This window comes from Tolumonas auensis DSM 9187, assembly GCF_000023065.1.
In the GTDB taxonomy this organism is placed as follows: Bacteria; Pseudomonadota; Gammaproteobacteria; order Enterobacterales; family Aeromonadaceae; genus Tolumonas; species Tolumonas auensis.
Genome location: NC_012691.1, coordinates 2,234,247 through 2,258,764, shown reverse-complemented (window position 1 = coordinate 2,258,764; position 24,518 = coordinate 2,234,247). Strand labels below are relative to the sequence as shown.

21 protein-coding genes are annotated in these 24,518 nt (G+C 46.0%); 19 read left to right on the top strand and 2 right to left on the bottom strand.

The window, feature by feature from the left end:
• Positions 1-4: 4 nt before the first annotated feature.
• From phoR to tadA, 3 genes are all read left to right on the top strand, one after another.
• A complete protein-coding gene (phoR, locus tag TOLA_RS10505) occupies positions 5-1,303 on the top strand; it encodes a phosphate regulon sensor histidine kinase PhoR (RefSeq protein WP_015879134.1) in 1,299 nt (432 codons plus the stop codon).
• A 100-nt stretch (positions 1,304-1,403) separates the two neighbouring features.
• On the top strand, positions 1,404-2,378 hold the full coding sequence (locus TOLA_RS10500; protein ID WP_015879133.1) for a PstS family phosphate ABC transporter substrate-binding protein: 975 nt from the start codon (positions 1,404-1,406) through the stop codon (positions 2,376-2,378).
• A 133-nt stretch (positions 2,379-2,511) separates the two neighbouring features.
• Complete coding sequence (gene tadA / locus TOLA_RS10495; RefSeq protein ID WP_015879132.1) at positions 2,512-3,006, top strand: tRNA adenosine(34) deaminase TadA; 495 nt, start codon at positions 2,512-2,514, stop codon at positions 3,004-3,006.
• Positions 3,007-3,019: 13 nt separating this feature from the next.
• On the opposite strand, the gene ppx is transcribed toward tadA, so the two are convergent.
• Positions 3,020-4,510, bottom strand: coding sequence for an exopolyphosphatase (gene ppx, locus TOLA_RS10490; RefSeq protein WP_015879131.1), 1,491 nt, complete (start codon positions 4,508-4,510; stop codon positions 3,020-3,022).
• The gene (ppk1, locus tag TOLA_RS10485; RefSeq protein WP_015879130.1) at positions 4,500-6,572 is read right to left on the bottom strand and encodes a polyphosphate kinase 1; all 2,073 of its coding nucleotides are present in this window, start codon (positions 6,570-6,572) and stop codon (positions 4,500-4,502) included. Before ppk1 ends, ppx begins: the two co-directional genes overlap by 11 nt.
• A gap of 233 nt (positions 6,573-6,805) precedes the next feature.
• On the opposite strand from ppk1, the gene TOLA_RS10480 reads away from it, so the two are divergent.
• From TOLA_RS10480 to TOLA_RS10405, 16 genes are all read left to right on the top strand, one after another.
• Complete coding sequence (locus tag TOLA_RS10480; RefSeq protein WP_015879129.1) at positions 6,806-9,043, top strand: ABC transporter permease subunit; 2,238 nt, start codon at positions 6,806-6,808, stop codon at positions 9,041-9,043.
• Positions 9,044-9,066: 23 nt separating this feature from the next.
• Positions 9,067-10,713 carry a phosphate ABC transporter permease PstA gene (gene pstA / locus TOLA_RS10475; protein ID WP_015879128.1) on the top strand — a complete coding sequence of 549 codons (1,647 nt, stop codon included), beginning with the start codon at positions 9,067-9,069 and terminating at the stop codon, positions 10,711-10,713.
• Positions 10,714-10,756: 43 nt separating this feature from the next.
• Entirely contained in the window at positions 10,757-11,575 is an 819-nt protein-coding gene (gene pstB / locus TOLA_RS10470; RefSeq protein WP_015879127.1) for a phosphate ABC transporter ATP-binding protein PstB, read from the top strand.
• A gap of 18 nt (positions 11,576-11,593) precedes the next feature.
• The gene (phoU, locus tag TOLA_RS10465) at positions 11,594-12,286 is read left to right on the top strand and encodes a phosphate signaling complex protein PhoU (RefSeq protein WP_015879126.1); all 693 of its coding nucleotides are present in this window, start codon (positions 11,594-11,596) and stop codon (positions 12,284-12,286) included.
• 169 nt (positions 12,287-12,455) lie between these two features.
• Complete coding sequence (locus tag TOLA_RS10460) at positions 12,456-12,875, top strand: nucleotidyltransferase substrate binding protein (protein WP_015879125.1); 420 nt, start codon at positions 12,456-12,458, stop codon at positions 12,873-12,875.
• A complete protein-coding gene (locus TOLA_RS10455; RefSeq protein WP_015879124.1) occupies positions 12,872-13,210 on the top strand; it encodes a nucleotidyltransferase family protein in 339 nt (112 codons plus the stop codon). The genes TOLA_RS10460 and TOLA_RS10455 overlap by 4 nt, the downstream gene beginning before the upstream one ends.
• 200 nt (positions 13,211-13,410) lie before the next feature.
• Positions 13,411-14,424 carry a UDP-glucose 4-epimerase GalE gene (galE, locus tag TOLA_RS10450; RefSeq protein WP_015879123.1) on the top strand — a complete coding sequence of 338 codons (1,014 nt, stop codon included), beginning with the start codon at positions 13,411-13,413 and terminating at the stop codon, positions 14,422-14,424.
• Between the two features lie 177 nt (positions 14,425-14,601).
• The gene (locus TOLA_RS10445) at positions 14,602-15,720 is read left to right on the top strand and encodes an LPS O-antigen chain length determinant protein WzzB (RefSeq protein WP_015879122.1); all 1,119 of its coding nucleotides are present in this window, start codon (positions 14,602-14,604) and stop codon (positions 15,718-15,720) included.
• 49 nt (positions 15,721-15,769) lie between these two features.
• Positions 15,770-16,990: an oligosaccharide flippase family protein gene (locus tag TOLA_RS10440; RefSeq protein WP_171804912.1), complete on the top strand. Its 1,221-nt coding sequence runs from the start codon at positions 15,770-15,772 to the stop codon at positions 16,988-16,990.
• 1 nt (position 16,991) lies between these two features.
• Positions 16,992-18,107, top strand: a complete 1,116-nt coding sequence (gmd, locus tag TOLA_RS10435; protein WP_015879120.1) for a GDP-mannose 4,6-dehydratase — start codon at positions 16,992-16,994, stop codon at positions 18,105-18,107.
• Between the two features lie 7 nt (positions 18,108-18,114).
• The gene (gene fcl / locus TOLA_RS10430; protein WP_015879119.1) at positions 18,115-19,080 is read left to right on the top strand and encodes a GDP-L-fucose synthase; all 966 of its coding nucleotides are present in this window, start codon (positions 18,115-18,117) and stop codon (positions 19,078-19,080) included.
• Position 19,081: 1 nt separating this feature from the next.
• Entirely contained in the window at positions 19,082-19,549 is a 468-nt protein-coding gene (locus tag TOLA_RS10425; RefSeq protein ID WP_015879118.1) for a GDP-mannose mannosyl hydrolase, read from the top strand.
• Positions 19,550-19,556: 7 nt separating this feature from the next.
• Positions 19,557-20,954: a mannose-1-phosphate guanylyltransferase/mannose-6-phosphate isomerase gene (locus tag TOLA_RS10420; protein ID WP_015879117.1), complete on the top strand. Its 1,398-nt coding sequence runs from the start codon at positions 19,557-19,559 to the stop codon at positions 20,952-20,954.
• Positions 20,955-20,978: 24 nt separating this feature from the next.
• Positions 20,979-22,349, top strand: coding sequence for a phosphomannomutase CpsG (cpsG, locus tag TOLA_RS10415; RefSeq protein ID WP_015879116.1), 1,371 nt, complete (start codon positions 20,979-20,981; stop codon positions 22,347-22,349).
• Between the two features lie 133 nt (positions 22,350-22,482).
• Positions 22,483-23,211: a glycosyltransferase family 2 protein gene (locus TOLA_RS10410; protein ID WP_015879115.1), complete on the top strand. Its 729-nt coding sequence runs from the start codon at positions 22,483-22,485 to the stop codon at positions 23,209-23,211.
• Complete coding sequence (locus tag TOLA_RS10405; protein WP_015879114.1) at positions 23,204-24,505, top strand: oligosaccharide repeat unit polymerase; 1,302 nt, start codon at positions 23,204-23,206, stop codon at positions 24,503-24,505. The genes TOLA_RS10410 and TOLA_RS10405 overlap by 8 nt, the downstream gene beginning before the upstream one ends.
• The last annotated feature ends 13 nt before the right edge of the window (positions 24,506-24,518 follow it).

Sequence of the window (24,518 nt, the reverse complement as noted above, 5' to 3'; positions counted from 1 at the left end):
TTTTATGCAACAACCTGATTACTGGGCGTCAATAATCAAAAAAATAGTCGTGTTGTACACACCTTTTTTGGTGGTTGGTGTATTACTGGGCTACTGGCAGCAAGCTCTGATAATTGCCTGTGCCTATCATATATTCTGGTTTTACCGCTATCAGAAACGACTGCAGGACTGGCTATGGAATGATCGCAGTCTGATCCCGCCTCAGGGGCCCGGCACCTGGGAACTGATCTTCAACGGCATCTACCGTTTACAGCAACGTCACCGCGCACGCCGCCGTGAACTGGCCAGTGTTATTCGTCGTTTTCGTGAAGGCGCTGAAGCGCTGCCTGATGCCGCTGTGGTGTGTCGTAATGATGGCTCGATCATCTGGTGTAACCGTCTGGCCTGGCAATGTCTGGGGTTCCGCTGGCCGGAAGATGCCGGACAGAACATCAGCAACCTGATCCGTAATCCGGCCTTTGTCAGTTTTTTGCAACTGCGTGATTTCAGTGAACCGTTAGTAATGCCATCGCCGGTGAATGATGACAAGATTCTGGAGGCCCGGGTGATGCCTTATGCCGAGGATCAATTCATGCTGGTCGTGCGTGATGTTACTCATATCAAAAGTATCGAAAACATGCGCAAAAACTTCGTGGCAAACGTTTCACATGAGTTGCGCACGCCACTGACTGTGCTGAAAGGCTATCTGGAAATGCTGGAGGATGAGTTACCGCCTCCGGCGCGCTGGAAAAAAATGCAGCAGGTGATGCTGGAACAGACCATGCGGATGGATAGTCTGGTGGACCAGCTACTCACCTTGTCCCGGATCGAGGTCGCAACTGATATTGATCGGAACCGGATTGTTGATGTCCCCAGAATGCTGCTCATGTTACAGCATGAGGCGAAAGCACTCAGCGGTTCATTACGGCATGAAATTGTGTTTCAGGTTGATCCGGAACTCAAAATATATGGCGATGAAGACCAGTTACGCAGTGCCATGACCAATCTGGTCAATAACGCGATTAAATACACGCCTGCCGGACGTAAAATTACGGTTGACTGGCGTCGTGACGGGTCACAAGCCCGTTTTGCTGTCACTGATGAAGGTGAGGGCATCGCGCTTGAGCATCTGGGGCGGCTGACAGACCGGTTTTACCGTGTTGACAAGGCGCGTTCCCGGCAGACGGGAGGCTCAGGCCTTGGCCTGGCAATAGTGAAACATGCGCTAAGCCATCATGACAGTATGCTGAATGTTGATAGCACCCCGGGAAAAGGAAGTACATTCAGCTTCCGGATCCCGGAAATACTGGTGGTAAAAAACTGATGCTGTCACATAACTGTCATCTATTCTTATTAAATTGATCACATTGATAGCCGATACTTATCTGCGTCAACTTAGAGAACATTCTCAACGGAGAAAGTGGATGAAACTGAACAAAGTAGTTAGTGTAGTTGGTTTTGCAGCAGCCACTCTTGTGGCGTCACAGAGCTGGGCTTCAGGTGTGGATCAGGCACTGCCTGAATATCAGAAAGTCAGCGGTATTTCTGGAAACCTGTCTTCCGTTGGTTCAGATACTCTGGCTAATATGATGACCCTGTGGGCTGAAGAATACAAACGTCTGTATCCTAACGTTAACATTCAGATCCAGGCTGCCGGTTCTTCTACTGCGCCACCAGCACTGACTGAAGGTACCTCTCAGTTTGGTCCGATGAGCCGTAAAATGAAAGAAGGCGAAATTGAAGCTTTCGAAAAACGTTACGGTTACAAACCAACTGCAGTACCTGTAGCGATCGATGCTCTGGCTGTATTTGCACATAAAGACAACCCAATTAAAGGGATGACTATGTTGCAGCTGGATGAAACCTTCTCTTCCACTATGAAATGTGGCGGTACTCAGACTACCACCAACTGGGGTGATCTGGGTCTGACCGGTGAGTGGGCGGGTAAAGATATCCAATTGTTTGGTCGTAACTCAGTATCCGGTACCTACGGTTACTTCAAAGAACACGCGCTGTGTAAAGGTGACTTCAAAAACACCGTTAACGAACAGCCGGGCTCTGCTTCTGTAGTCCAGTCAGTAGCTGCTTCTCTGAACGGTCTGGGTTACTCAGGTATTGGTTACAAAACTTCAGGCGTGAAAGCTGTTCCATTGTCTAAAGATGGTGGCAAGACTTTCGTTGAAGCGACTGAAGACAATGCGATCAACGGTACTTACCCATTGTCTCGTTACCTGTTTGTTTACGTGAACAAGGCTCCGAACAAGCCGCTGGATCCAATGCAGAAAGAGTTCCTGAAAATGATGCTGTCCAAAACTGGTCAGAACATCGTAGAGAAAGATGGCTATATCCCTCTTCCTGCTAAAGTTGTTGAAAAACAACTGGAAATCCTGAACAAATAATCATTTGATCAGAATATCAACGGAGCTCTCAGAGCTCCGTTTTGCTATTTGGGGGTCAGGCTAAATTTTTCTGCTTTCTTGATCTTTTCCCCTTCCTGCTCCGGCATAATAAGCACCTCACAGAGGATGCGTCATGCCACAATCAGAACAAGATATTCACTGGATGCAATATGCCATGCAGCTGGCCCGCCGCGCTGAAGAAGCCGGTGAAGTGCCTGTTGGCGCGGTATTAGTACTGAATAATGAAGTGATCGGTGAGGGATGGAATCTGTCTATTTGCCGGCATGATCCGTGTGCTCATGCAGAGATCATGGCTATTCGTCAGGCTGGTCAGAATATCGGTAATTACCGTCTGCTGGGAGCGACGCTTTATGTCACGCTGGAACCGTGCATCATGTGTGCCGGAGCCATGATCCACAGCCGGATTGAACGGCTGGTTTATGGTGCCAGTGATTTGAAAACCGGCGCTGCCGGTTCTGTTTTTGATGTTCTGACCGATCCCCGGCACAACCATATCGTTAGTGTGATCGGGGGAATTGAAGCAGAGGCCTGCAGTCAGCAATTGAGTAATTTTTTCCGCCGGCGTCGTGCAGAAAAGAAAGCGGCAAAACAGCAGTTAAAAGAGTAATCACAGCGCGTGATTACTCAACCAGTTCCAGCACCAGTTCCCACAGCATCGCCTTCATATACTTCTGCTCACGTTCAAGATTCTGCATCAGCAGTTTGTTGTTCTCTGCCCAGCGACGGGGCAGGATCAGCGTCATCGTCTCGTCAGACACCCGGATACCAATGTGTGGCAGGATATCATCCATACGGCGATGATGCAGCGCTACGGCAATACGTAACAAACGGATCGTGCGCCAGATAGCCTGATCGTCATAGTTAGGGATCGGGGTGAATTCATAGGCCTTAATGGCTTTACGGTGGAAACGAACCAGCGCTGCCAGCGCCTGTTGATCTTCCTGGTTAAATCCCGGCAGATCGGAGTTTTGCAAAATATAAGAAGAGTGACGCTGAATGGCTGAGAAATTAATAACCAGCCCGACTTCATGTAATGCGCCAGCCCAGCTTAACAGCGTGCGCATCTGATCGGGCGGTAACAGCCAATCGGTAGCAACCAAATCAAACAATGATAATGCGGTATTTTTAACCCGGTTTGCCTGCAATGTATCCAGATGATACATATCGGCTAATCCTTTCGCGGTCTGCTCGCGAATATCGTGTTGTTCCTGACGTGAGGCAAATTCATAAAGGATACCTTCACGTAACGCACCGTCAGAATACTCCATGTGTTCGATTCCAAGTCCCTGAAATAATGCGATCAGAATAGACACACCGGCCGCGATCACCGGACGCCGGTCGTCTGTCAGGCCAGGTAAGTCCAGTTCCGCAATATATTTCTGCTGGATCATCTGCTGTTTCAGATGTTCGAGTCCTGCCAGCGTGATCTGCCCGTCACCACCGGCAGCCAGTAGCAGCTCTTTCACGGTTTTAATAGTTCCGGAGCTGCCAAGACATTGATGCCAGTGCAGCGTGGTAAATTGCGTCAGAATAGGTTCAAGCTGATGTAGCGCTTCAAAAATGGCCGCATTGAAATTTTTCTCTGACGCTTTGCCATTGCTGAAGAATTGTTTGCTGAAGGTGACACAGCCCATTTTCCGGCTGGTGAGCGCCATCGGCAGGTATTTTTCGCCAATGATCAGTTCGGTACTGCCACCACCGATATCGATGACCAGCATCCGGCCCTGGGTATGCTGAGTATGAGAAACCCCCTGATAAATCAGGCGGGCCTCTTCCAGACCGGAAATGATCTCAATCGGATGACCGAGCAGTTGTTTCGCCCGTTCAATGAACTGTTGCGCGTTGTGGGCAACGCGCAGGGTATAGGTGCCGGTGATCCGGATATCATCCGGATGAATACTCTGCATTCGCTCAGAGAACAGCGCGAGACAGTCCAGCCCGCGCTTCATTGCCTCTTCCGACAGATTTTTGTAATCGTCCATCCCTTCGGCCAGACGAACCCGCTCTTTTATCCGATCTACTACCTGCAAACGACCATCAACCACCCGGGCTACCATCATATGAAAACTATTGGAACCCAGATCGATCGCAGCAAGCATGTTATTCGGCATAAGTCGGTAACTCCAATCGTTGCAGATATTCGTAAATAGATATTTGTGAACGGATTTTACGCCGATTTCCACGCGGAACATAGCCGTTCCGTTGATCCGCATCAATCACACGCGCTTTCGTGGTATCGCTGAACTGTATCTCCAGCATATCGATGATCTGCTGTTTCAGTCGTTCATCATAGATCGGTGTGCCAACTTCGACCCGGTGATCCAGATTACGGGTCATCCAGTCCGCCGATGAAATAAACACTTTCGGATTACCATTATTATGGAACATCATCACGCGAGGGTGTTCCAGGAACCGGTCAACAATACTAATAATCTGAATATTATCACTGACGCCGTGTATACCCGGAACCAGCGAGCACATACCCCGCACGATCATACGGATTTTAACGCCGGCCTGACTGGCGGCATACAGGCGTTGCACCAGTCCATCATCCACCAGGTTATTGATTTTTATTGTAATCTCAGCAGGTAATCCGGCACGGGCATTCGTCAGTTCATTATCGATAAGACGATAAATATATCGGCGGGAATTGATCGGTGATACCAGCAGATGATTAAATTTAATCCGGCGATAGGGGTGTTCGATAAATTCAAACACGTTATCCACTTCCGCTGCGATTTCCTGATTACGGGTAAACAGCGAGAAGTCAGTGTAAATCTTCGCCGTCTTCTCGTTAAAGTTACCCGTACCGATATGCGCATAGCGCACCTGCTCATTACCTTCCCGGCGGGTGATCAGGCAAAGTTTGGAGTGAACTTTCAGACTATCGAGGCCAAATAATACTTTAACCCCCGCATCTTTCAGACGGTTGGCCCATTTAATATTGGCCGCTTCATCAAAGCGGGCCTGCAGCTCGACAACCACCGTCACCCGTTTGCCATTGTTTGCCGCATCGATAAGTGAATCGATAACACGCGACTGACTGGCAACTCGGTAAATATTCATTTTGATGGAGCTGACGGCTGGGTCAAATGATGCCTGCCGCAGCATTTCCGTCATGTATTTGAATTTGTGATAAGGATAGTAAAGCAGTATGTCCTGTTTGGAGATGGCCTGGAACACGGTCTGATGCCGTTCAAAATCCTGGCAGTCCAGTGCCGGCAGTTTATAGTTTTCCAGATACGTACGGCCGACATTCGGAAAGCCAATAAAATCCTTAAAGTTGTGATAACGGCCACCGGGCATAATCGAGTCGTAGTGGCTCATTTCCAGTTTGCTGGTCAGAAACTGGACCATAGCCTGCGGCATTTCCCGATCATAGGTGAAACGTACCGGCAGGGCTTTCAGGCGCTGTTTCAGCCCTTCACTGGTTTTTTCCAGCAGGGTTAAATCCATCTGCGACGATACGTCGAATTCCGCATCACGTGTCATTTTTACTGAATAGGCCGCGATCGTATCGTATTCAAAGAAGCCACTAAAGATGTCATCCAGACACAAACGAATCACATTATCCAGGATGATTAATACTTTCTTCCCGCGGTTACCGTCGCTGGGTACAGGAACAAAGCGGGGGAGATGCTCTGTCGGCACTTCTATCAGTGCATATTGTCCGTGGTGACCCGTTTTTTTCATTTTTACCGCAAGATAGGTGTACTGATCTTTCAGAAAGCTGACGGGGTCACTGTCGCTGGTCAGCAAAATAGGGCTGATATGGCGCAATACCTTCTCTTTAAAATAAGTGCGCAACCATGTCTGTTGGTCCGGGCTGGTCTGTTCTTCGTTGATCAGAAAAATGTTATGCCGGGCTAACGCCATCATCAGTTCGTGATAGGTGTTATCAAAAATATTGCCAAGCTCCATGACGCGATCCTGAATGATATGTAACAGATCTTCAGCTTTGGGATCACCGCCATGTTCTTTATGAATCAGTACCCGTCGTTTCACATCGGCGACGCGTACTTTGAAAAATTCATCCTGATTATTGGAAAAAATGCCGAGAAAACGAACCCGTTCTATCAGGGGGACAGATTTATCCATTGCTTCTTGTAATACGCGGCTGTTGAAAGAAAGCCAGCTCAGTTCTTTTTCAAGCCATAATTTGTCATTACTCATGCCGATCCTCACTGCTCTTTATTACTGCTGCACCTGCTTAGATAACAAAGCATTGCAGTCATATTATATGTCAACTATATGACAAACTGGTGTCAATCCCCGTAATACAGCTCTCAAGAAACAGGATGCGACTACACTAAATGCTGAATAAACACGTAAATGGCAGCGTTGTAACAAAACTGTCATATGGAATCCTTAGAATAACCGTACTCTAAAATGGAGTTGAGGTCTTCATGTCAACAGAATCGATCAATCTGACGATGGCCGGCAGCCGAAAGCGGCGTGCCAAGGATCGTCTTGCCAGTGTCGGCGTAACCACCGGAGGTATTCTGGTGCTGGTTGCGTTGCTGCTGATTTTTTTCTATCTGCTTTATGTGGTTAAACCGATTTTTGCCGGTGCATCACTGGAATCCGCTGTTTCATTACAGGTTCCGGTAAAAGGCACAACCGCAATTTTGGGCACCGATGAGCAGAATCAGTTAGCTTATCGCTTCAGTCATCAGGGTGATGTCGATTTCTTTTCTCTGGATAAGGAATCCGGCCATCCGGTCGGTGGCGTATTACTGCACCAGACGGTGTCAGACAATGTGACTGCAGTGGCTAATACCGCAATGGGTAAGCCGCTGATTATCTATGGTCTGGCAAACGGTCAGGCAAAGGTGTTACAGCCTGAATTTACTTCTATTTATCCGGAAGGCAAAGCACGCATTACCCAGGCTGAAATTAAATATCCGCTGGGTGAAGCACCGGTAGTTCTGGATCAGGAAGGTCATGCCATCACTCATCTGGCATATGAAGCCAAATCAGACAAACGTGTATTTGCGTTTGCCACTGAAACAGGTGTTCAGCTGCTGGTACAGGCTGGTGAGGAGAACTTCCTTTCCGGTGAAGTGGAATGGCAGAGTCAGCATTACCGTTTACCGGAGATCACTGGCAAGATTGAGCAGTTGATCCTGACGCCTAATCTGGATGTGTTACTGGTCCGCGTTGGCAATCTGCTGTCTATCTACAACATCGTGACGCCGGATAACATCACCCTGCGAGCCTCTCTGCAGGTCAATGCCCAGCATGCCAATGTAACCAACATCTCTCTGCTGAGTGGTGCCTCATCTCTGCTGGTTGCTAATGATAACGGTACGATCTCTCAGTGGTTTGAAGTGCTGAAAGACGGTTCCCGCAGTTTTATGCAGATCCGTGATTTCCAGGCCGAGCAATCGATTCGTAAACTGGCTCCGGAGCACAGTCGTAAAGGCTTTGCTACCTTATCCGGTGACAATCATGTGGAACTGTTCTACACCACCAGTAACGCGCGTCTGTACGCTGAAAACTTAGGTGAAGGAAAGCTGGATGCCATTACGCTATCTCCGCGTAACTCGGCGCTGTTAGTACAACAGGCGGATAAATTCCAGCTGTTCCATGTACACAACGAGCATCCTGAAGTGGGTTGGAGCGCGTTGTGGAGTGAGGTTTGGTACGAAGGTTATCCGGAACCACAATATGTGTGGCAATCCACCTCTGCATCCGATGATTTTGAACCGAAGCTGAGTCTGGTGCCGCTGGCATTTGGTACCCTGAAAGCCGCGTTCTACGCCATGCTGTTTGCAGTACCGATTGCACTGGCTGGTGCAATCTATGCAGGCTATTTCATGTCTGCCGGTATGCGTACGTTTGTGAAGCCAACCGTTGAAATCATGGCGGCATTGCCGACAGTAATTCTTGGGTTCCTAGCGGGCCTGTGGCTGGCACCGGCAATTGAGGAAAATCTGCCGGGTATTGTACTGATGCTGGTCTCGTTACCGCTGGGTGTACTGCTGGCGGGTATGGGCTGGAATGCATTACCACGCAAAATCAGAGAGTCTCTGCCGGAAGGCTGGCACGCGCTGATTCTGGTGCCGGTGATTGTATTGATCGGCTGGGGTTGTATCGAGCTGAGTCCAATCCTCGAAACCCATTTCTTTGGTGGTAATGTGCGTGGTTTCATTACCAATGATATTGGTATCCGGTTTGACCAGCGTAACTCATTAGTCGTTGGCATCGCGATGGGCTTTGCGGTGATCCCGACTATCTTCTCTATCGCAGAAGATGCCGTGTTCTCTGTGCCAAAACATCTGACACAAGGTTCTCTGGCGCTGGGTGCAACCCCATGGCAGACCTTAAGCCGCGTGGTCATTTTGACTGCCAGCCCGGGTATTTTCTCCGCCGTGATGATGGGGCTGGGCCGTGCCGTGGGCGAAACCATGATTGTACTGATGGCAACAGGTAACACCCCGATCATGAACATGAGTATTTTCGAAGGGTTGCGTACGCTGGCGGCGAATATCGCGGTAGAAATGCCGGAATCGGAAGTCGGTAGTTCACACTATCGCGTACTGTTCCTTGCCGCATTTGTACTGTTTGTGTTCACCTTTATTTTCAACAGCATTGCCGAATACATCCGTCAACGTCTGCGTGATAAATACAGCTCCATGTAATCGGATCAAAGGACGAAAGCAGCATGAAAAAGTGGTTTAAATCAGGCTCTCCCTGGATCTGGATGACAGGCGGCGCGGTGAGTCTCAGTCTGGTAGCCGTTATTGGTCTGCTGATGCTGATTGGCTGGCGTGGTCTGGTTTATTTCTGGCCGCACACCATCTATGAATGGCAGATTTCAGAAAACGGTAAACAGGAAGTCATCATCGGTGAATTATATGATGAAGAACTGGTGCCGAGTGCCCGTATCCGCGCTACCGGTGTGACGTTGCCGGATAATGTTGATGAAGTACTGACCCGTTATCTGATAAAGACCGGTAACCGTGAATTCGTTCCGCTCGATTTCCGCTGGACACTGGAAACGGATATCAAGCAACGTTCAGAACCTGCAGAGCTGGCTATTCTGGAACGATCGACTAACGGTAACTTCTATGGCTACATTCAGCGCCTTGTCGTTGATGGTAAGCCACTGACTGAAGATGTTCACAAAGTATTACCTGAACATCTGAGCCGTGTTCGTGCGCTGAATGAAGATGCAGATGATCTGCAAAAAGGCGAGATCGGTGCCATCAACTATCAGCTGGAAAAATTGCGTATGAAAGAACGCAAGTTGCAGCTGAATAACGAATGGAATGATGCCACTCAGAAAGACTTTGCGGATCAGCGCGCCGAATTAGCTAAAGAATACCAGGTATTGGAAAAACGTCTGTTTGATCTGCGTGAACAGGCCAGCCATGACACTCTGGTTATCAAAGATATGCGTGGCATGGAAGTAAGTATTCCGCTGACACAAGTGATTGATGTGAACTGGCCGAATCAGATGAACCTGTTGCAAAAAATAGGACACTGGTTCCATCAGATTGGTAAGTTCGTCAGTGACGAACCCCGAGAAGCGAATACTGAAGGTGGGGTATTCCCGGCAATTTTCGGTACCGTCTTCATGGTGCTGCTGATGACAGTGATCGTGACACCACTGGGTGTTGTTGCTGCGGTTTACCTGCACGAATATGCCGGTAAAAATGCGATGACCAAACTGATCCGCATTGCCGTAATCAACCTGGCGGGTGTGCCATCCATTGTTTACGGGGTGTTTGGTTTAGGTTTCTTCGTATACATGCTCGGTGGCTCACTGGACCGTATCTTCTATCCGGAAGCGTCACCTAATCCGGTATTTGGTACTCCGGGTGTGATCTGGTCTGCGCTGACACTGGCGATCCTGACGCTGCCAGTCGTGATTGTATCGACTGAGGAAGGGTTATCCCGTATTCCGAGCGCAATCCGTCATGGCTCTCTGGCGCTGGGCGCAACCAAAGCTGAAACTTTGTGGCGCATCGTGTTGCCGATGGCAAGTCCGGCGATAATGACCGGTCTGATCCTGGCGATTGCCCGTGCAGCAGGTGAAGTAGCGCCTCTGATGCTGGTAGGGGCGGTCAAACTGGCGCCAACACTACCGCTCGATGGTAACTTCCCTTATGTGCACGTAGAACGCAAGTTCATGCACCTGGGTTTCCATATTTTTGACGTCGGTTTCCAGAGCCCGAACGTAGAAGCGGCGCGTCCGCTGGTGTATGCCACCTCGTTCCTGCTGGTCACCGTTATTGTCGGTCTGAACCTGACCGCAATCAGTATTCGTAACCATCTGCGTGAAAAATATCGCGCGCTGGATAACTAATTTACCGCCCTGGAACATAGGCTTTTCCGGAGTAGAGGAAAATATGATCAATGTAACCCCGACTATCAGTAACAGCGAAGCCCTTGACCTGGTCAACTTGGCGGAAGACAAAACAGCGCTGGAAGTTAAAGGACTGGATCTGTATTACGGCAATAAACAGGCTCTGTTTGATGTCAGCATGAAGATCCCGAAAGGGCAGGTCACGGCCTTCATCGGTCCGTCAGGTTGTGGTAAATCCACCCTGCTGCGCTGCATCAACCGCATGAACGATCTGGTCGAGATCTGCCGCATTGAAGGCGAGATCCTGCTGCACGGCAAAAACATTTACGACCGCAGTGTCGATGTTGCTGCCTTGCGTCGTCGTGTGGGTATGGTGTTCCAGCGTCCGAACCCGTTCCCGAAATCTATCTATGAAAACGTGGTTTATGGCCTGCGTCTGCAGGGTATCAACGACCGCCGTCAGTTAGATGAAGCCGTAGAACGCAGTCTGCGTGGTGCCGCTTTGTGGGAAGAAGTAAAAGATCGTCTGAATGAAAATGCATTCGGTCTGTCCGGTGGTCAGCAACAACGTCTGGTGATTGCCCGCGCTATCGCGATTGAACCGGAAGTTCTGCTGCTGGACGAACCAACCTCAGCACTGGATCCAATTTCAACGTTAACCATCGAAGAATTGATTAATGAGCTGAAAAGCAAATACACCGTTGTGATCGTAACGCATAATATGCAACAGGCAGCGCGTGTTTCTGATCAGACTGCCTTTATGTATATGGGCGAACTGATCGAATACTGTGACACCAACACTATCTTCACCAAGCCGAAGATGAAGAAAACCGAAGACTACATCACTGGTCGTTACGGTTAATAAGCCCGGGAGGTTAACGTGGAAGTCAACAAACATATTTCCGGTCAGTTTAATACCGAACTGGAAACCATCCGCAGCAGCGTGTTAGCCATGGGCGGCATGGTCGAACAGCAACTGAGTAATGCGCTGGAAGCAATCCATTCGCAGGATGTCGAGCTGGCTCGCAACATCGTTGAAACGGATCTCAAAGTCAATGCGATGGAGATCGCCATTGACGAAGAGTGCACCCGCATTATTGCCAAACGTCAGCCGGCCGCAAGCGACTTGCGTCTGATCCTGATGATCTCCAAAACCGTGACCGATCTGGAACGGATGGGCGATGTGGCCGATAAACTGGCCCGTATGGTGCTGAATAATGCCGGCCGTACCCAGCCACCGCTGGTATCACTCGACAGCATGGGCCGTCTGGCGATCAAAATGCTGCACGATGCACTGGATGCCTTCGCCCGCATGGACGTTGAAGCAGCAGTACGTCTGTACCATGAAGACGACAAGATCGACCGTCAGTATGAGTCTATCATTCGTGAACTGATGACCTATATGATGGAAGACCCGCGCACCATCCCGCAGGTACTGGACGTGCTCTGGGCCGCCCGTTCTATCGAACGTATCGGCGATCGCTGCCAGCACATCAGTGACTACATCATCTACTGCGTCAAAGGCAAAGATGTACGTCATACCAAAATCGAAGACGTCGACTCGCTGGGTTGATGGATATCACTTTAAGGGCGCTTATAAGCGCCCTTTGTTTTTGTGCTTAACCCCGTTTTTTTCATCATAAATACAACTTTGTAGATGTTGAGCCTGGTTCCCCCTCAGTGTTGGCTCAGTAGTCACAATCCATTACACTGATAGACACTACATTTGTGATGAGAGTGTTATGGATCCGGATATTCGTTGGCTGCAACGGCTCGAAAACTACAGTAGAGCATTATCTAATTTGACAGAAGCTGTTGAGCTGGCAGGACAGCGCCCGCTATCTAACCTTGAAAAACAGGGGCTGATTCAATCTTTTGAATTTACTCATGAATTGGCATGGAATGTCATGAAAGACTATTTTGCCTATCAAGGGAATCCAGCTATTACCGGATCACGTGATGCAGTTCGCGAAGCTTTCAGCAAAAATTTGGTAACAAACGGAGATGTTTGGATGTCGATGATAAAAAGTCGCAACCAGACTTCACATACCTACAATCAGGGAATAGCCGATGAGATAACAGATCTTATCCTTAATCGCTATCACGCAGAATTCATGTCATTTTTGCTATCGATGCAGCAGTTAAAAAGCGCCGCAATATGAAAACTGACGAAAAATACGGGCTACCGATACAGGTTGTCGAGCAACTAAAGCATATTTTTCGCTCAGAACCCCGGATCAGTAAAGTAATACTGTTTGGATCACGTGCAAAAGGGAACTACAGGAATGGCTCTGATATCGATCTTTGCATAGAAGCAAATGCGCTGACGTTGTTCGATTTGCTTAAATTAAGCGATGTGATTGAAGAACTTTATCTGCCGTGGAAAGTCGATCTTGTTCTGATGCATACAATAGACAATCCGGAATTACTTAAACATATTCAACGAGTTGGTCTTGAGTTTTTTTCTTCTGTTGATGAGATCGATGAAACTCTGTGAAGCGATACAGCAGCATATCTAGTCTATCCAGTCATTCACCATATTCAATCCGCATGCTGCCGTGTCTAAGCTTTAACCAGTGCAGCTGTTGCTGAAACAAAACTAATGGTTTATGTATAGTGACCTGTATACAATAACAGCCGCACGAAACCGACCATAAAAATCACAGCAGATCGGTAAACTGATTTACAGGGAAGAATATGAGCATTTTAGTCACCGGAGGTGCCGGTTACATCGGCAGCCATACTGCGGTTGAATTGCTGAATGCCGGCTATGACGTGATCATCGCCGATAATTTCTGCAATTCACATCCTGAAGTTCTGAACCGTATTGCGGCATTAACCGGTAAACAACCGGTGTTTTATGAAGCAGATGTCCGTGATGCTGAAGCACTGAACAACATCTTCAGCCAGCACCAAATAGAATCGGTCATTCACTTTGCCGGGTTAAAAGCCGTCGGGGAATCGACCCGCCTTCCTCTCAAGTACTATCAGAACAATATTGCAGCGACCTTAACGCTGTGTGAAGTGATGCAGCAGCATAACGTGTTCGATCTGGTATTCAGCTCATCTGCCACTGTGTATGGCGACCCGCATGCAGTGCCTATCAATGAAAGTTTTCCGCTGTCGGCAACTAATCCTTATGGCCGTTCCAAACTGATGGTAGAAGAAATTCTGCGTGATGTAGCAAAAGCCGAGCCTCGTTGGGGCATTGTCCTGCTGCGTTACTTCAACCCGGTCGGTGCCCATGCTTCAGGCTCGATGGGGGAAGATCCTAACGGTATTCCTAACAACCTGCTGCCATTTATCAGTCAGGTTGCGATTGGCCGCTTACCGCAGCTTTCCGTATTTGGTAACGACTACACAACACCGGACGGCACTGGTGTACGTGATTATATCCACGTAGTCGATCTGGCTATCGGCCATATCAAAGCGATTGAACGCATCAAACGTGAACGCGGCATACTGACCTATAATCTCGGCACCGGCCAGGGCTATTCCGTACTGGAAATGATCAACGCCTTTGAACTGGCCTCCGGCAAAAAGATCGCCTACCAGATCGTTGCGCGTCGGCCGGGTGATATCGCTGAATGTTGGGCTGACCCGGCGTATGCCGCTAATGATTTAGGCTGGAAAGCAGCGCGTACCCTGCAAGATATGATGCAGGATACCTGGCGCTGGCAATCCAATAACCCGAATGGCTATAAAGCATAACTATTGATGTTACAAACACAGGAAGGTTGCTCAGTTGCTGAGTAACCTTCTTCACAATCTAAGTCTCCATCCGCACTGTGGCAGTGGTAAGCCAGGGGCGGTAGCGTAGAAAAAATTCAGTAAAACCTTCTTTTATTTAATACGAATTATTATCACCCACAGTAATTTGAGTGAATTATGAATAACAAAGAGTTCCCGCAACAAGCAAACATGCCTTATCCATATCCAATGCCTTATCAGGACAATGACGAAATTGATCTGGTGGAGCTGTTCCGTACCCTGTGGAAGCAAAAGGCGAAAATTGCACTGGTGACAGCGGCAACTACCCTAGTTGCCGGAATTTATGCATTTACTGCAGAAGAAGTGTGGACGTCGAAAGCGGTGTTTGATGCGCCAAAGCTGGAAGAGATCGGTTCATACTATGAATTTACTCAGCAGCTGAGACGTACCTTACAAAAGCCAACTATTGGCGCTATAACGCTAATACCAGATCAAATAACGAAAGAAGTGTTTACTGAATTTCAGAAGCAGACCAACTCTATCGATTTACGCCGCGAATTCTGGTCACAAAGTGATTATTACCATAATTTGGTAATAAATATTAAATCAGAAAAAGATAAAGAAAAAAAATTAGATGATTTAATAGAAAAAAACATAACTGTTGTTCCAATCGATGAACAAAAAGTAAAATTCCCTTCTGTATCTTTGTCTGTTAATGATGCGACAACAGCAAAAGAATTATTAATTCAGTATGTTGATAAACTGAATGCAAAAGTGTGGAAGAGTAAAAGCACAGAATTAAAAACTATACTGAAAGAAGAAGTTGCTGAGTTAGAAAATGAAAAAAAACTTCTTGAGTTCAGAGCAGAGACTGATAGAAATAATTCAATAGACATTATTAGAAAAGCAAAAAGTGTAGCTGAAAAAGCGAATATCAAAGAGTTAAACCTCAGTGCAATGCAGGGTAATGCTAATGTTAGCTCTAGAGATATGCTGTTCTTCTTGGGAACAAAAGCACTTGATGCACAAATTGATAACCTGGTAAATAAACCTGTAACTATGCCGGTACGTTACTATGAAGTAGAACGTATGCTAACTGAGCTGAAAAAGTTACCGGAGTTTAAGGTTGATATAAAAAGTTACCGGTATTTACAGGCGCCGAGTGAGCCGTTGACTAGGGACGGACCGAAAAGAACTCTGATTATTGTTGTCAGCTTTTTGTTTGGAATGATATTAAGCTGTATTGCCATACTAATAAAAAAGGTCTTTTTGAATTTAGCTTGTTGTAATAAATAATGGCAAGAACAACTGAGCAGATTAAATATTTTTATATATGAAAATGAAAATGATTTTAAATAAAGAGTTAATAAATGTCTGCTCGGTTGCTTTATCTATGATTTTGCCTCCAGCACTAAATTTTCTATTTCTGATTTTTGTGGCTCACTTAACTGCAATTAATGTGTATGGGGAGCTCGCAATTTGTATTGCCCTAGTTTCGGTTTTAACTGGATTTTCTGATTTAGGTTTGAGGGACTTTTTATTAAGCAAAAAGGGGTTGTCTCAAAGTTATTCTAATGGGAATGGACTTTTTTACCCTACAAACTTGTTCTTTTTTGTATTGTTGTTTATTATCATCTCATATTTGTTATTAGGGGGACGCAATAATAATATTATTTTAATCTTTATTGTTTATATACCTGAGGCATATGCATACGGAGTGTTGCAAAAAAACATTTTCTTCTTTTATCAGAAAAAAAATGAATTGGTGTCTTTTTCAAAGAATGATTCTCTTTTTAAGAGTTTGCCATTCTTACTGAAATTAGCGGTATTGTACTTTTCAAATGATTTGATTTTAGCTATTGCTAGTGGCTCTCTTTTTTCGTTTTTTTCTTATTTATTTTGGTTTTATCTAAGATGTGTTCGATCTGAATGTTTTTTTGATAGAGCATACAAACCTAATGTAATTTTGTATATGGTATTGTCTGCTTGGCGTTTATGGTTACCTTTTACTATTTCATTTTTCTCCTTCTTTTTATATTTTGGTTTTGATAGGGTTTTAATTGAAGGGCTACTTGGATCATCTCAACTTGCTATTTATTCTGCGGCTGCTTCTTTTATATCTATTGGTCAGATTGTTGTAAATGCTTTATGGTCTTTGTATATGCCAAAGGTATCTAGGGGAGAAGATATCTTTGGGCAAAGAAAAGCTATTTTTCTTTCGATTATCTTGGGTTTTTCTATTTTTGTGTCTTATCAGTTTTTTTCTTTTTGGTTGTTTGGGTATTTTTATCCAGAAAAATATGAACCCTCAATTTTAATTCTGTCAATTATGTCTTTCTTTTTTTTATTTAGGTTTCCTAATGTTGTTTTGGAGATTTATTGGCTTGCTGCAAACAAATACAATACTTTTGTCAGATTTAGAGTGATTTGTGGATCTTTTAATGTTTTTTTAAGTTTTTTATTAACCCCCCTATGGGGGATATTGGTTCCGGCAATTTTATTAGTAGTGTCTGAAGCATTTTTATTGTTTCTTATTTTGATGTGTGAAATAAAATGGAAGGTTTAGCGTGAAAAAAGCACTTATCACTGGTATCACTGGTCAGGACGGCTCTTATCTGGCAGAGTTTCTTTTAGAAAAAGGCTATGAAGTACACGGTATTAAACGCCGTGCTTCGTCATTTAACACTAGTCGTATTGATCATATTTATCAGGATCCGCATGTTACAAATCCGAAACTGCATCTGCACTACGGTGATCTGACTGATACCTCCAACCTGACCCGTATTCTGGCCGAAGTTAAGCCGGATGAAGTATATAACCTGGGTGCGATGAGCCATGTGGCGGTTTCTTTCGAATCACCGGAATATACCGCTGATGTTGATGCGATTGGTACGCTGCGTTTGCTAGAAGCAATCCGTTTCTTGGGTCTGGAAAAGAAAACCCGTTTCTATCAGGCATCCACTTCCGAGCTGTATGGTCTGGTGCAGGAAACGCCACAGAAAGAAACCACGCCGTTTTATCCGCGTTCGCCTTATGCAGTCGCCAAGATGTACGCCTACTGGATCACGGTAAACTACCGTGAAGCGTATGGCATGTATGCCTGTAACGGCATTCTGTTCAACCATGAATCCCCGCGTCGTGGTGAAACCTTCGTAACCCGCAAAATTACCCGTGCCTTGGCTAACATTGCGCAGGGTTTAGAGCCTTGTCTCTATCTGGGTAATATGGATTCACTACGTGACTGGGGTCATGCCCGCGATTACGTTAAAATGCAGTGGCTGATGCTGCAGCAGGAACAGCCGGAAGATTTTGTTATTGCCACTGGTGTACAATATTCCGTACGTCAGTTCGTCGAGTTCGCAGCCAAAGAACTGGGTATCACCCTGCGTTTTGAAGGCTCAGGTGTCGATGAAAAAGGTTATGTCGCTGCGGTGTCTGGTGATAATGCACCGGGCGCGAAAGTTGGCGATTTGATAGTAGCCGTTGACCCGCGTTATTTCCGTCCTTCTGAAGTTGAAACCCTGCTGGGCGATCCGACCAAAGCCAAAGAGAAATTAGGCTGGGTGCCGGAAACCACACTGCAGACGATGGTCGAAGAGATGGTGCGGAGTGATTTGGCTGAGTCAAAAAAACATGTGCTGCTAAAATCACACGGCTTCGATGTCAGCCTGTCGCTGGAGTAAGGCTGCCATGAGTAAACAACGTGTCTTTGTTGCCGGCCATCGTGGCATGGTGGGTTCTGCCATTATTCGTCAGTTAGAACAACGGTCAGATATCGAATTAATCTTGCGTGATCGCACACAGTTGGATCTGCTGGATAGCCATGTGGTTCAGGCCTTTTTCCGCGATAACCAGATCGATCAGGTCTATCTGGCTGCCGCCAAGGTCGGCGGTATTGTGGCAAACAATACCTATCCGGCGGAGTTCATCTATCAGAACCTGATGATTGAAGCCAATATCATTCATGCTGCGCATCTGTCAGGGGTTCAGAAACTGCTGTTCCTGGGGTCATCCTGCATTTATCCGAAACTGGCGAAGCAGCCGATCACCGAAAGTGAGCTGCTGCAGGGCACACTGGAAGCGACCAACGAGCCGTATGCCATCGCCAAGATTGCCGGTATCAAGCTGTGCGAATCGTATAACCGTCAGTATGGCCGCGATTACCGCTCGGTGATGCCGACCAATCTGTATGGTGAGAATGATAATTTCCATCCGGAAAATTCTCATGTGATCCCGGCGCTGCTGCGTCGTTTCCATGAAGCGAAATTGCGCGGTGATGCTGAAGTTGTGGTATGGGGCAGCGGGAAGCCGATGCGCGAATTCCTGTATGTGGATGATATGGCCGCAGCCTCTGTTCATGTGATGGAGCTGGATAACGCGACTTATCAGGCCAACACCCAGCCGATGCTGTCTCATATTAATGTCGGCACTGGGGTGGACTGCTCCATTCGTGAACTGGCTGAAACCATGGCGAAAGTGGTGGGTTTCACTGGCCAAGTGGTGTTTGACAGCACGAAACCGGATGGCACGCCTCGTAAACTGCTGGATGTTTCCCGCTTGGCTGATCTGGGCTGGCGCTACGCCACCACTCTGGAACAGGGGCTGGCTAAAACCTATCAGTGGTTCCTGGCTAATCAGGACAACTTCCGTAAATAACATGACCCAACGATTAGACACTGAATTGTTTAAGTCGGTAGTTGCCAATACGCCGCTGATTTCTGTTGATCTGATTGTCCGTAACCCGCAAGGTCAGATACTGCTTGGCCAGCGGGTTAACCGGCCGGCGCAGGGATACTGGTTTGTTCCCGGCGGCCGGGTCAGAAAGGATGAACTGTTGGCAAATGCGTTTACCCGGCTGGTGAATGAAGAGCTCGGCCTGATCTCATGCAATATGCAGAATGCCTTGTTCCTCGGGCCATTTGAGCATTTCTATGCGGATAATTTTTCCGGCGATGATTTCTCTACACACTATGTTGTGCTGGGTTATCAGCTGGATATTGATGCGTTACCGGCACAGTTACCGCATGAACAGCACCACTCTTACCGCTGGTTTCCCGTCGATGAATTACTGAATTCATCGGACGTTCACTTTCATACTAAACAGTATTTTCAGAACAATAAATAGGGATTATATGCTGTTACCTGTCATTATGGCCGGTGGTTCCGGTACCCGGTTATGGCCACTGTCGCGCACTCTTTATCCGAAACAGTTTCTGACGCTGACCGGTGACAACAGCATGCTGCAGGATACGGTCGCACGTCTGCAGGGGCTGGAACATCAGGCCCCGGTTCTGATCTGTAACGAAGAACACCGTTTTATTGTGGCAGAGCAGTTACGCCAGCGTCATTTTGCGCATAGCGGCATTATCCTCGAACCGGCAGGGCGCAATACTGCGCCGGCCATTGCACTGGCGGCATTACATGCCACTGCACAGGGCGAAGACCCGTTACTGCTGGTGCTGGCGGCTGATCACGTCATCCAGAATCAGGTCCATTTTATTCAGGCGGTGCAGCAGGCATTACCGCAGGCTGCTGCCGGTAAACTGGTGACCTTCGGTATCGTGCCGCATGCGCCGGAAACAGGCTATGGCTATATTCGTCAGGGTAAGGCGGTATCGGCCGAGGCTTATCAGGTGGCGGCCTTTGTTGAAAAGCCGGATCTGGCTACCGCAGAAATCTATCTTGCCAGTAAGGAATATTACTGGAACAGCGGGATGTTTATGTTCCGGGCTTCCCGTTATCTGGAAGAACTGGCAACACACCGTCCGGACATTCTTGCCGCCTGCCAGCAGGCAATGCAAGGAGTGCATCACGATCTGGATTTCCTGCGCCTCAATGAAGCGGCATTTCTGGCTTGTCCGGATGATTCCATCGATTATGCGGTCATGGAAAAAACCCAGGACGCCGTGGTGGTGCCGATGGATGCTCAATGGAGCGATGTCGGCTCTTGGTCGGCATTGTGGGAAGTGAATAGCAAGGATGAAGATGGCAATGCCATCCGTGGCGATGTGCTGACTACGCAGACCCGCAACAGCTATATCTATGCGCAGCACAAGCTGGTCAGCACCGTCGGCGTGGATGATCTGATTATCGTTGAGACCAAAGATGCCGTGCTGGTTGCCAATAAAAACAACGTGCAGGATGTGAAAGCGATCGTGGCGCAGCTAAAAGCGGCGAACCGTAGCGAACATCTGCAGCACCGTGAGGCCTACCGACCGTGGGGCAGTCACGACGCTATTTCAGATGGCGAACGTTTCCATGTCAAAAAAGTGACGGTAAAACCCGGTCAGCGTACTACTACTCAGATCCATTATCACCGCGCAGAGCACTGGGTGGTGGTTTCTGGTACAGCAAAAGTGCAAATTGGGGATAAAATATTTCTGGTAACTGAAAATGAATCAACCTATATCCCGATCGGTGTGCCGCATTCATTGGAAAATCCCGGCAAAGTGCCTTTGGAACTGATTGAAGTCAGAACCGGGGCCTATCTGGAAGAAGACGATGTAATCCGTCTTGACTACACTGTTTAATTTTTATTTTTCTGAAGAGACACTATGAAAACATTAAATTGTTTCAAAGCCTATGACATCCGCGGCCGCCTCGGTGATGAGCTGAACGAAGATATTGCCTACCGCATTGGCCGTGCTTACGGTGAATTTGCCAAGCCGAAAATCGTGGTAGTTGGCGGTGATGTGCGCCTGACCAGTGAAAGCCTGAAACAGGCGCTGAGCAATGGCCTGCGCGATGCCGGCACAGATGTACTGGATATCGGCCTTTCCGGCACCGAAGAGATCTATTTTGCCACCTTCCATCTCGGAGTGGATGGCGGTATCGAAGTCACCGCCAGTCATAACCCAATGGATTACAACGGTATGAAGCTGGTGTGTGAAGGTGCGAAACCGATCAGTGGTGACACCGGTTTACGTGATATCCAGCGGCTGGCGGAAGAAAACAATTTTGCACCGGCCGACCCGGTCTGCCAGGGCAGTTATCAGCAGATCTCTATTATCGATGCCTATGTCGATCATCTGATGAGCTATATCAATCCGGCTAATTTCAAACCGCTGAAACTGGTGGTGAACAGCGGCAACGGCGCAGCAGGCCATGTCATTGATGAAATCGAGCGTCGTTTCAAGGTATTAGCCGTGCCGGTTGAATTTATCAAGGTGCATCATGAAGCCGATGGTAACTTCCCGAACGGTATTCCTAATCCATTGTTACCTGAATGCCGTCAGGATACCGCCGATGCGGTGAAAGCGCATGGTGCCGATATGGGCATAGCCTTTGACGGTGATTTCGACCGCTGCTTCCTGTTTGATGAACACGGTGGCTTTATTGAAGGTTATTACATCGTAGGTTTGTTGGCCGATGCTTTCCTGCAAAAACAGCCAGGTGCGAAAATCATTCATGATCCACGTTTATCCTGGAACACGATTGATGTAGTCAGCAGCGCAGGCGGGGTACCAGTGATGTCTAAAACCGGCCATGCCTTTATCAAGGAACGTATGCGGGCAGAAGACGCCATCTACGGCGGTGAAATGAGTGCACATCACTATTTTCGTGATTTTGCCTACTGCGATTCAGGTATGATCCCATGGTTATTGGTTGCCGAACTGCTGTGTGTCAAAGGTCAGACACTGCAGCAACTGGTGGGTGACCGTATGGCAGCCTATCCAGCATCAGGCGAGATCAACAGCAAACTGGCTGATCCAAAAATGGCCATTGCTCGTGTGCTGGCAACTTATCAGCAGGAAGCATTATTGCTGGATGAAACCGATGGTATCAGTCTGGAGTTCCCTGACTGGCGCTTTAACCTGCGTAGTTCCAATACTGAGCCGTTGGTAAGGCTTAATGTTGAGTCGCGAGGTAGAGCGGTATCCATATCTGAAAAAACAAAAGAAATTCTAAATATTCTCTGTGGCTAGATTTATTTAAAGAATATTTATAAATATTCTTCGCCGGTTTGATTAACGTGTAATTTTTACATATTATTTTGGATTAATCTTTACTTGTCTGAAATAGTTGAATTTTTAAATTAAATTTCGGTGGTTTTTTAGAATGAATCCAATTTTCTCTGTTATTATTGTTGTGTTTAATGCTGCAAACTATATTGAAGATGCGATATTAAGTGTTATATCTCAACACTATAAAAAAATTGAACTCATTATTATAGATGGAGGTTCAATTGATGGAACTGTAGATATTATAAAGAAATATGATGAGTACATAAGTTTTTGGAGGAGTGAACCGGATAATGGCATTTATGATGCAATGAATAAGGGCGTTCGTATAGCTAAAGGGGATTATTTGTATTTTTTGGGGGCTGATGATAGATTGCTAAACGTTCTTGATGAAGTTGCTCGGTTAATAGGAAAAATAGATGATAATAATAGTATTTTTTATGGCGATGTAATATTGGATGGAGATATATCTAAAAAGCTAGGAGGGCGATTTAATAAAGTTAAAATTCTTTTTAAAAACATACCGCATCAAGCCATTTTCTATCCTAGAGGGTTTTTTCTTGGAAGGGAATATAATTGCAAATATAAGTTGTTGGCTGATTATGCGCTGAATTTAGAAGCATTTTCATTAAATTCGAATATTTGGAAGTATATGAATTTGGTTGTGGCTGCTTATTCTACAAATGGCGCATCTTCTGTACTAAAAGATAACGATTTTTCCCGGGATAAAAACAATCTTGTTAAAGCTAATTTTGGATTTTTATATTTTATGGTTTATGCCTTTCTTAGAAAAATAAAGTTGTTCTGGAGGGCTTTTTGTGGATAATGCTGAGTATTTTAATGTTTTGCTAGATAATAAAACTTATTATTCGTTATCGCTAATAGCAACAATGCTCATTTATTATGTTTTTCTGCGTCGGTTTGTTTTTTCCATGCTGGATCCTCTTTTTTATAACTTCTTTTTTTCTGCGTTAGCATCAAGTACAGTGTTTTTTTTGTGGAGTGTAGATAAAATAGATGATTTGTTGCTTTTTCATTTTGTTTTCACTCAGAGTGTTTTTTTTGTTTTTTTTGTTTTTTTTGAAAAGATTTTTAGTGTTTATTTTTTTAGATTAAAAAGGAATAAAATCCATTTCTTTTCCCAGTGGGATAACTTTTTTTATTTTTGTTCTCTATCCTCGTTTGTCTTTTTGTTTTCTCTTAGTGTTTATTTTTTTGGTATTCCTGCTTTGAATGAGATGGATGGTGGTTCTCGGCTACAAAATTACAATGATTCACTTTTTTCAAACATAAAGCGGTTTTTGGATGTTTTTTATGTTGTGATTGTTTTTTTTGCATTAAAAATTATTTTTATTAGCAATAATGGATTGGTTGGTAGATTTTTGGCCTATTTCGGTTTGATGATTGTTATTTTTTATGGAGTAAGTCTCGGATCGAAATCTTTTTTTGTTGAGTTTCTGTCTGTTATTTTTCTGTTCTTCTTTTGGTTCTTTGGCTCGAGTTCTAACCCGCTTAATCGATATGTTAAGTTTTTGATTCCTATTGCTCTCTTTGGCTGTATTTTAATGATTTACTCAAAGAGTGCTAACGCATTTTATTATTTAGTTTACAGGCTAATTATTTCAGGGGATACTTTTTACATGTCGTACCCTGACAATGCATATCTTTTAATTGATTCTGCGAATTGGTTTATTGCTACATTTAATGGGATTCTTAAAAATTTACATGTAATAAGTCAAGATGAGGTTCTTACTCCATTAGGGTATAAATTGTACCGACTCTATTACCCAGTTGATTATATTGGACCAAATCCGAGACATAATGTTTTTGGATTAATATATTATGGTTTCTTTGGCGCATTTTTTTATTCAGCTATATTAGGCTCAGTTCTAGGCTTGTGCCGTGGGTTATGGTGCGCTAGACGAGGAGGAAGATGGTTTGAAAGTATTTTGTTTTCTCTTTTAATTGTTGCGGCAAGCAGACTTGAGTTAGATATTGCTTTGGCTATTACCGGATTCATTAATGCTTTAGTAATATATCCATTGATTTTTATTTTGTTTTATTTTTTATATAGATTTTTTTCTTTTTCCAGCTCAAGTTTTTTTGAAAAAAATAGTTGATTTACTATAAGGG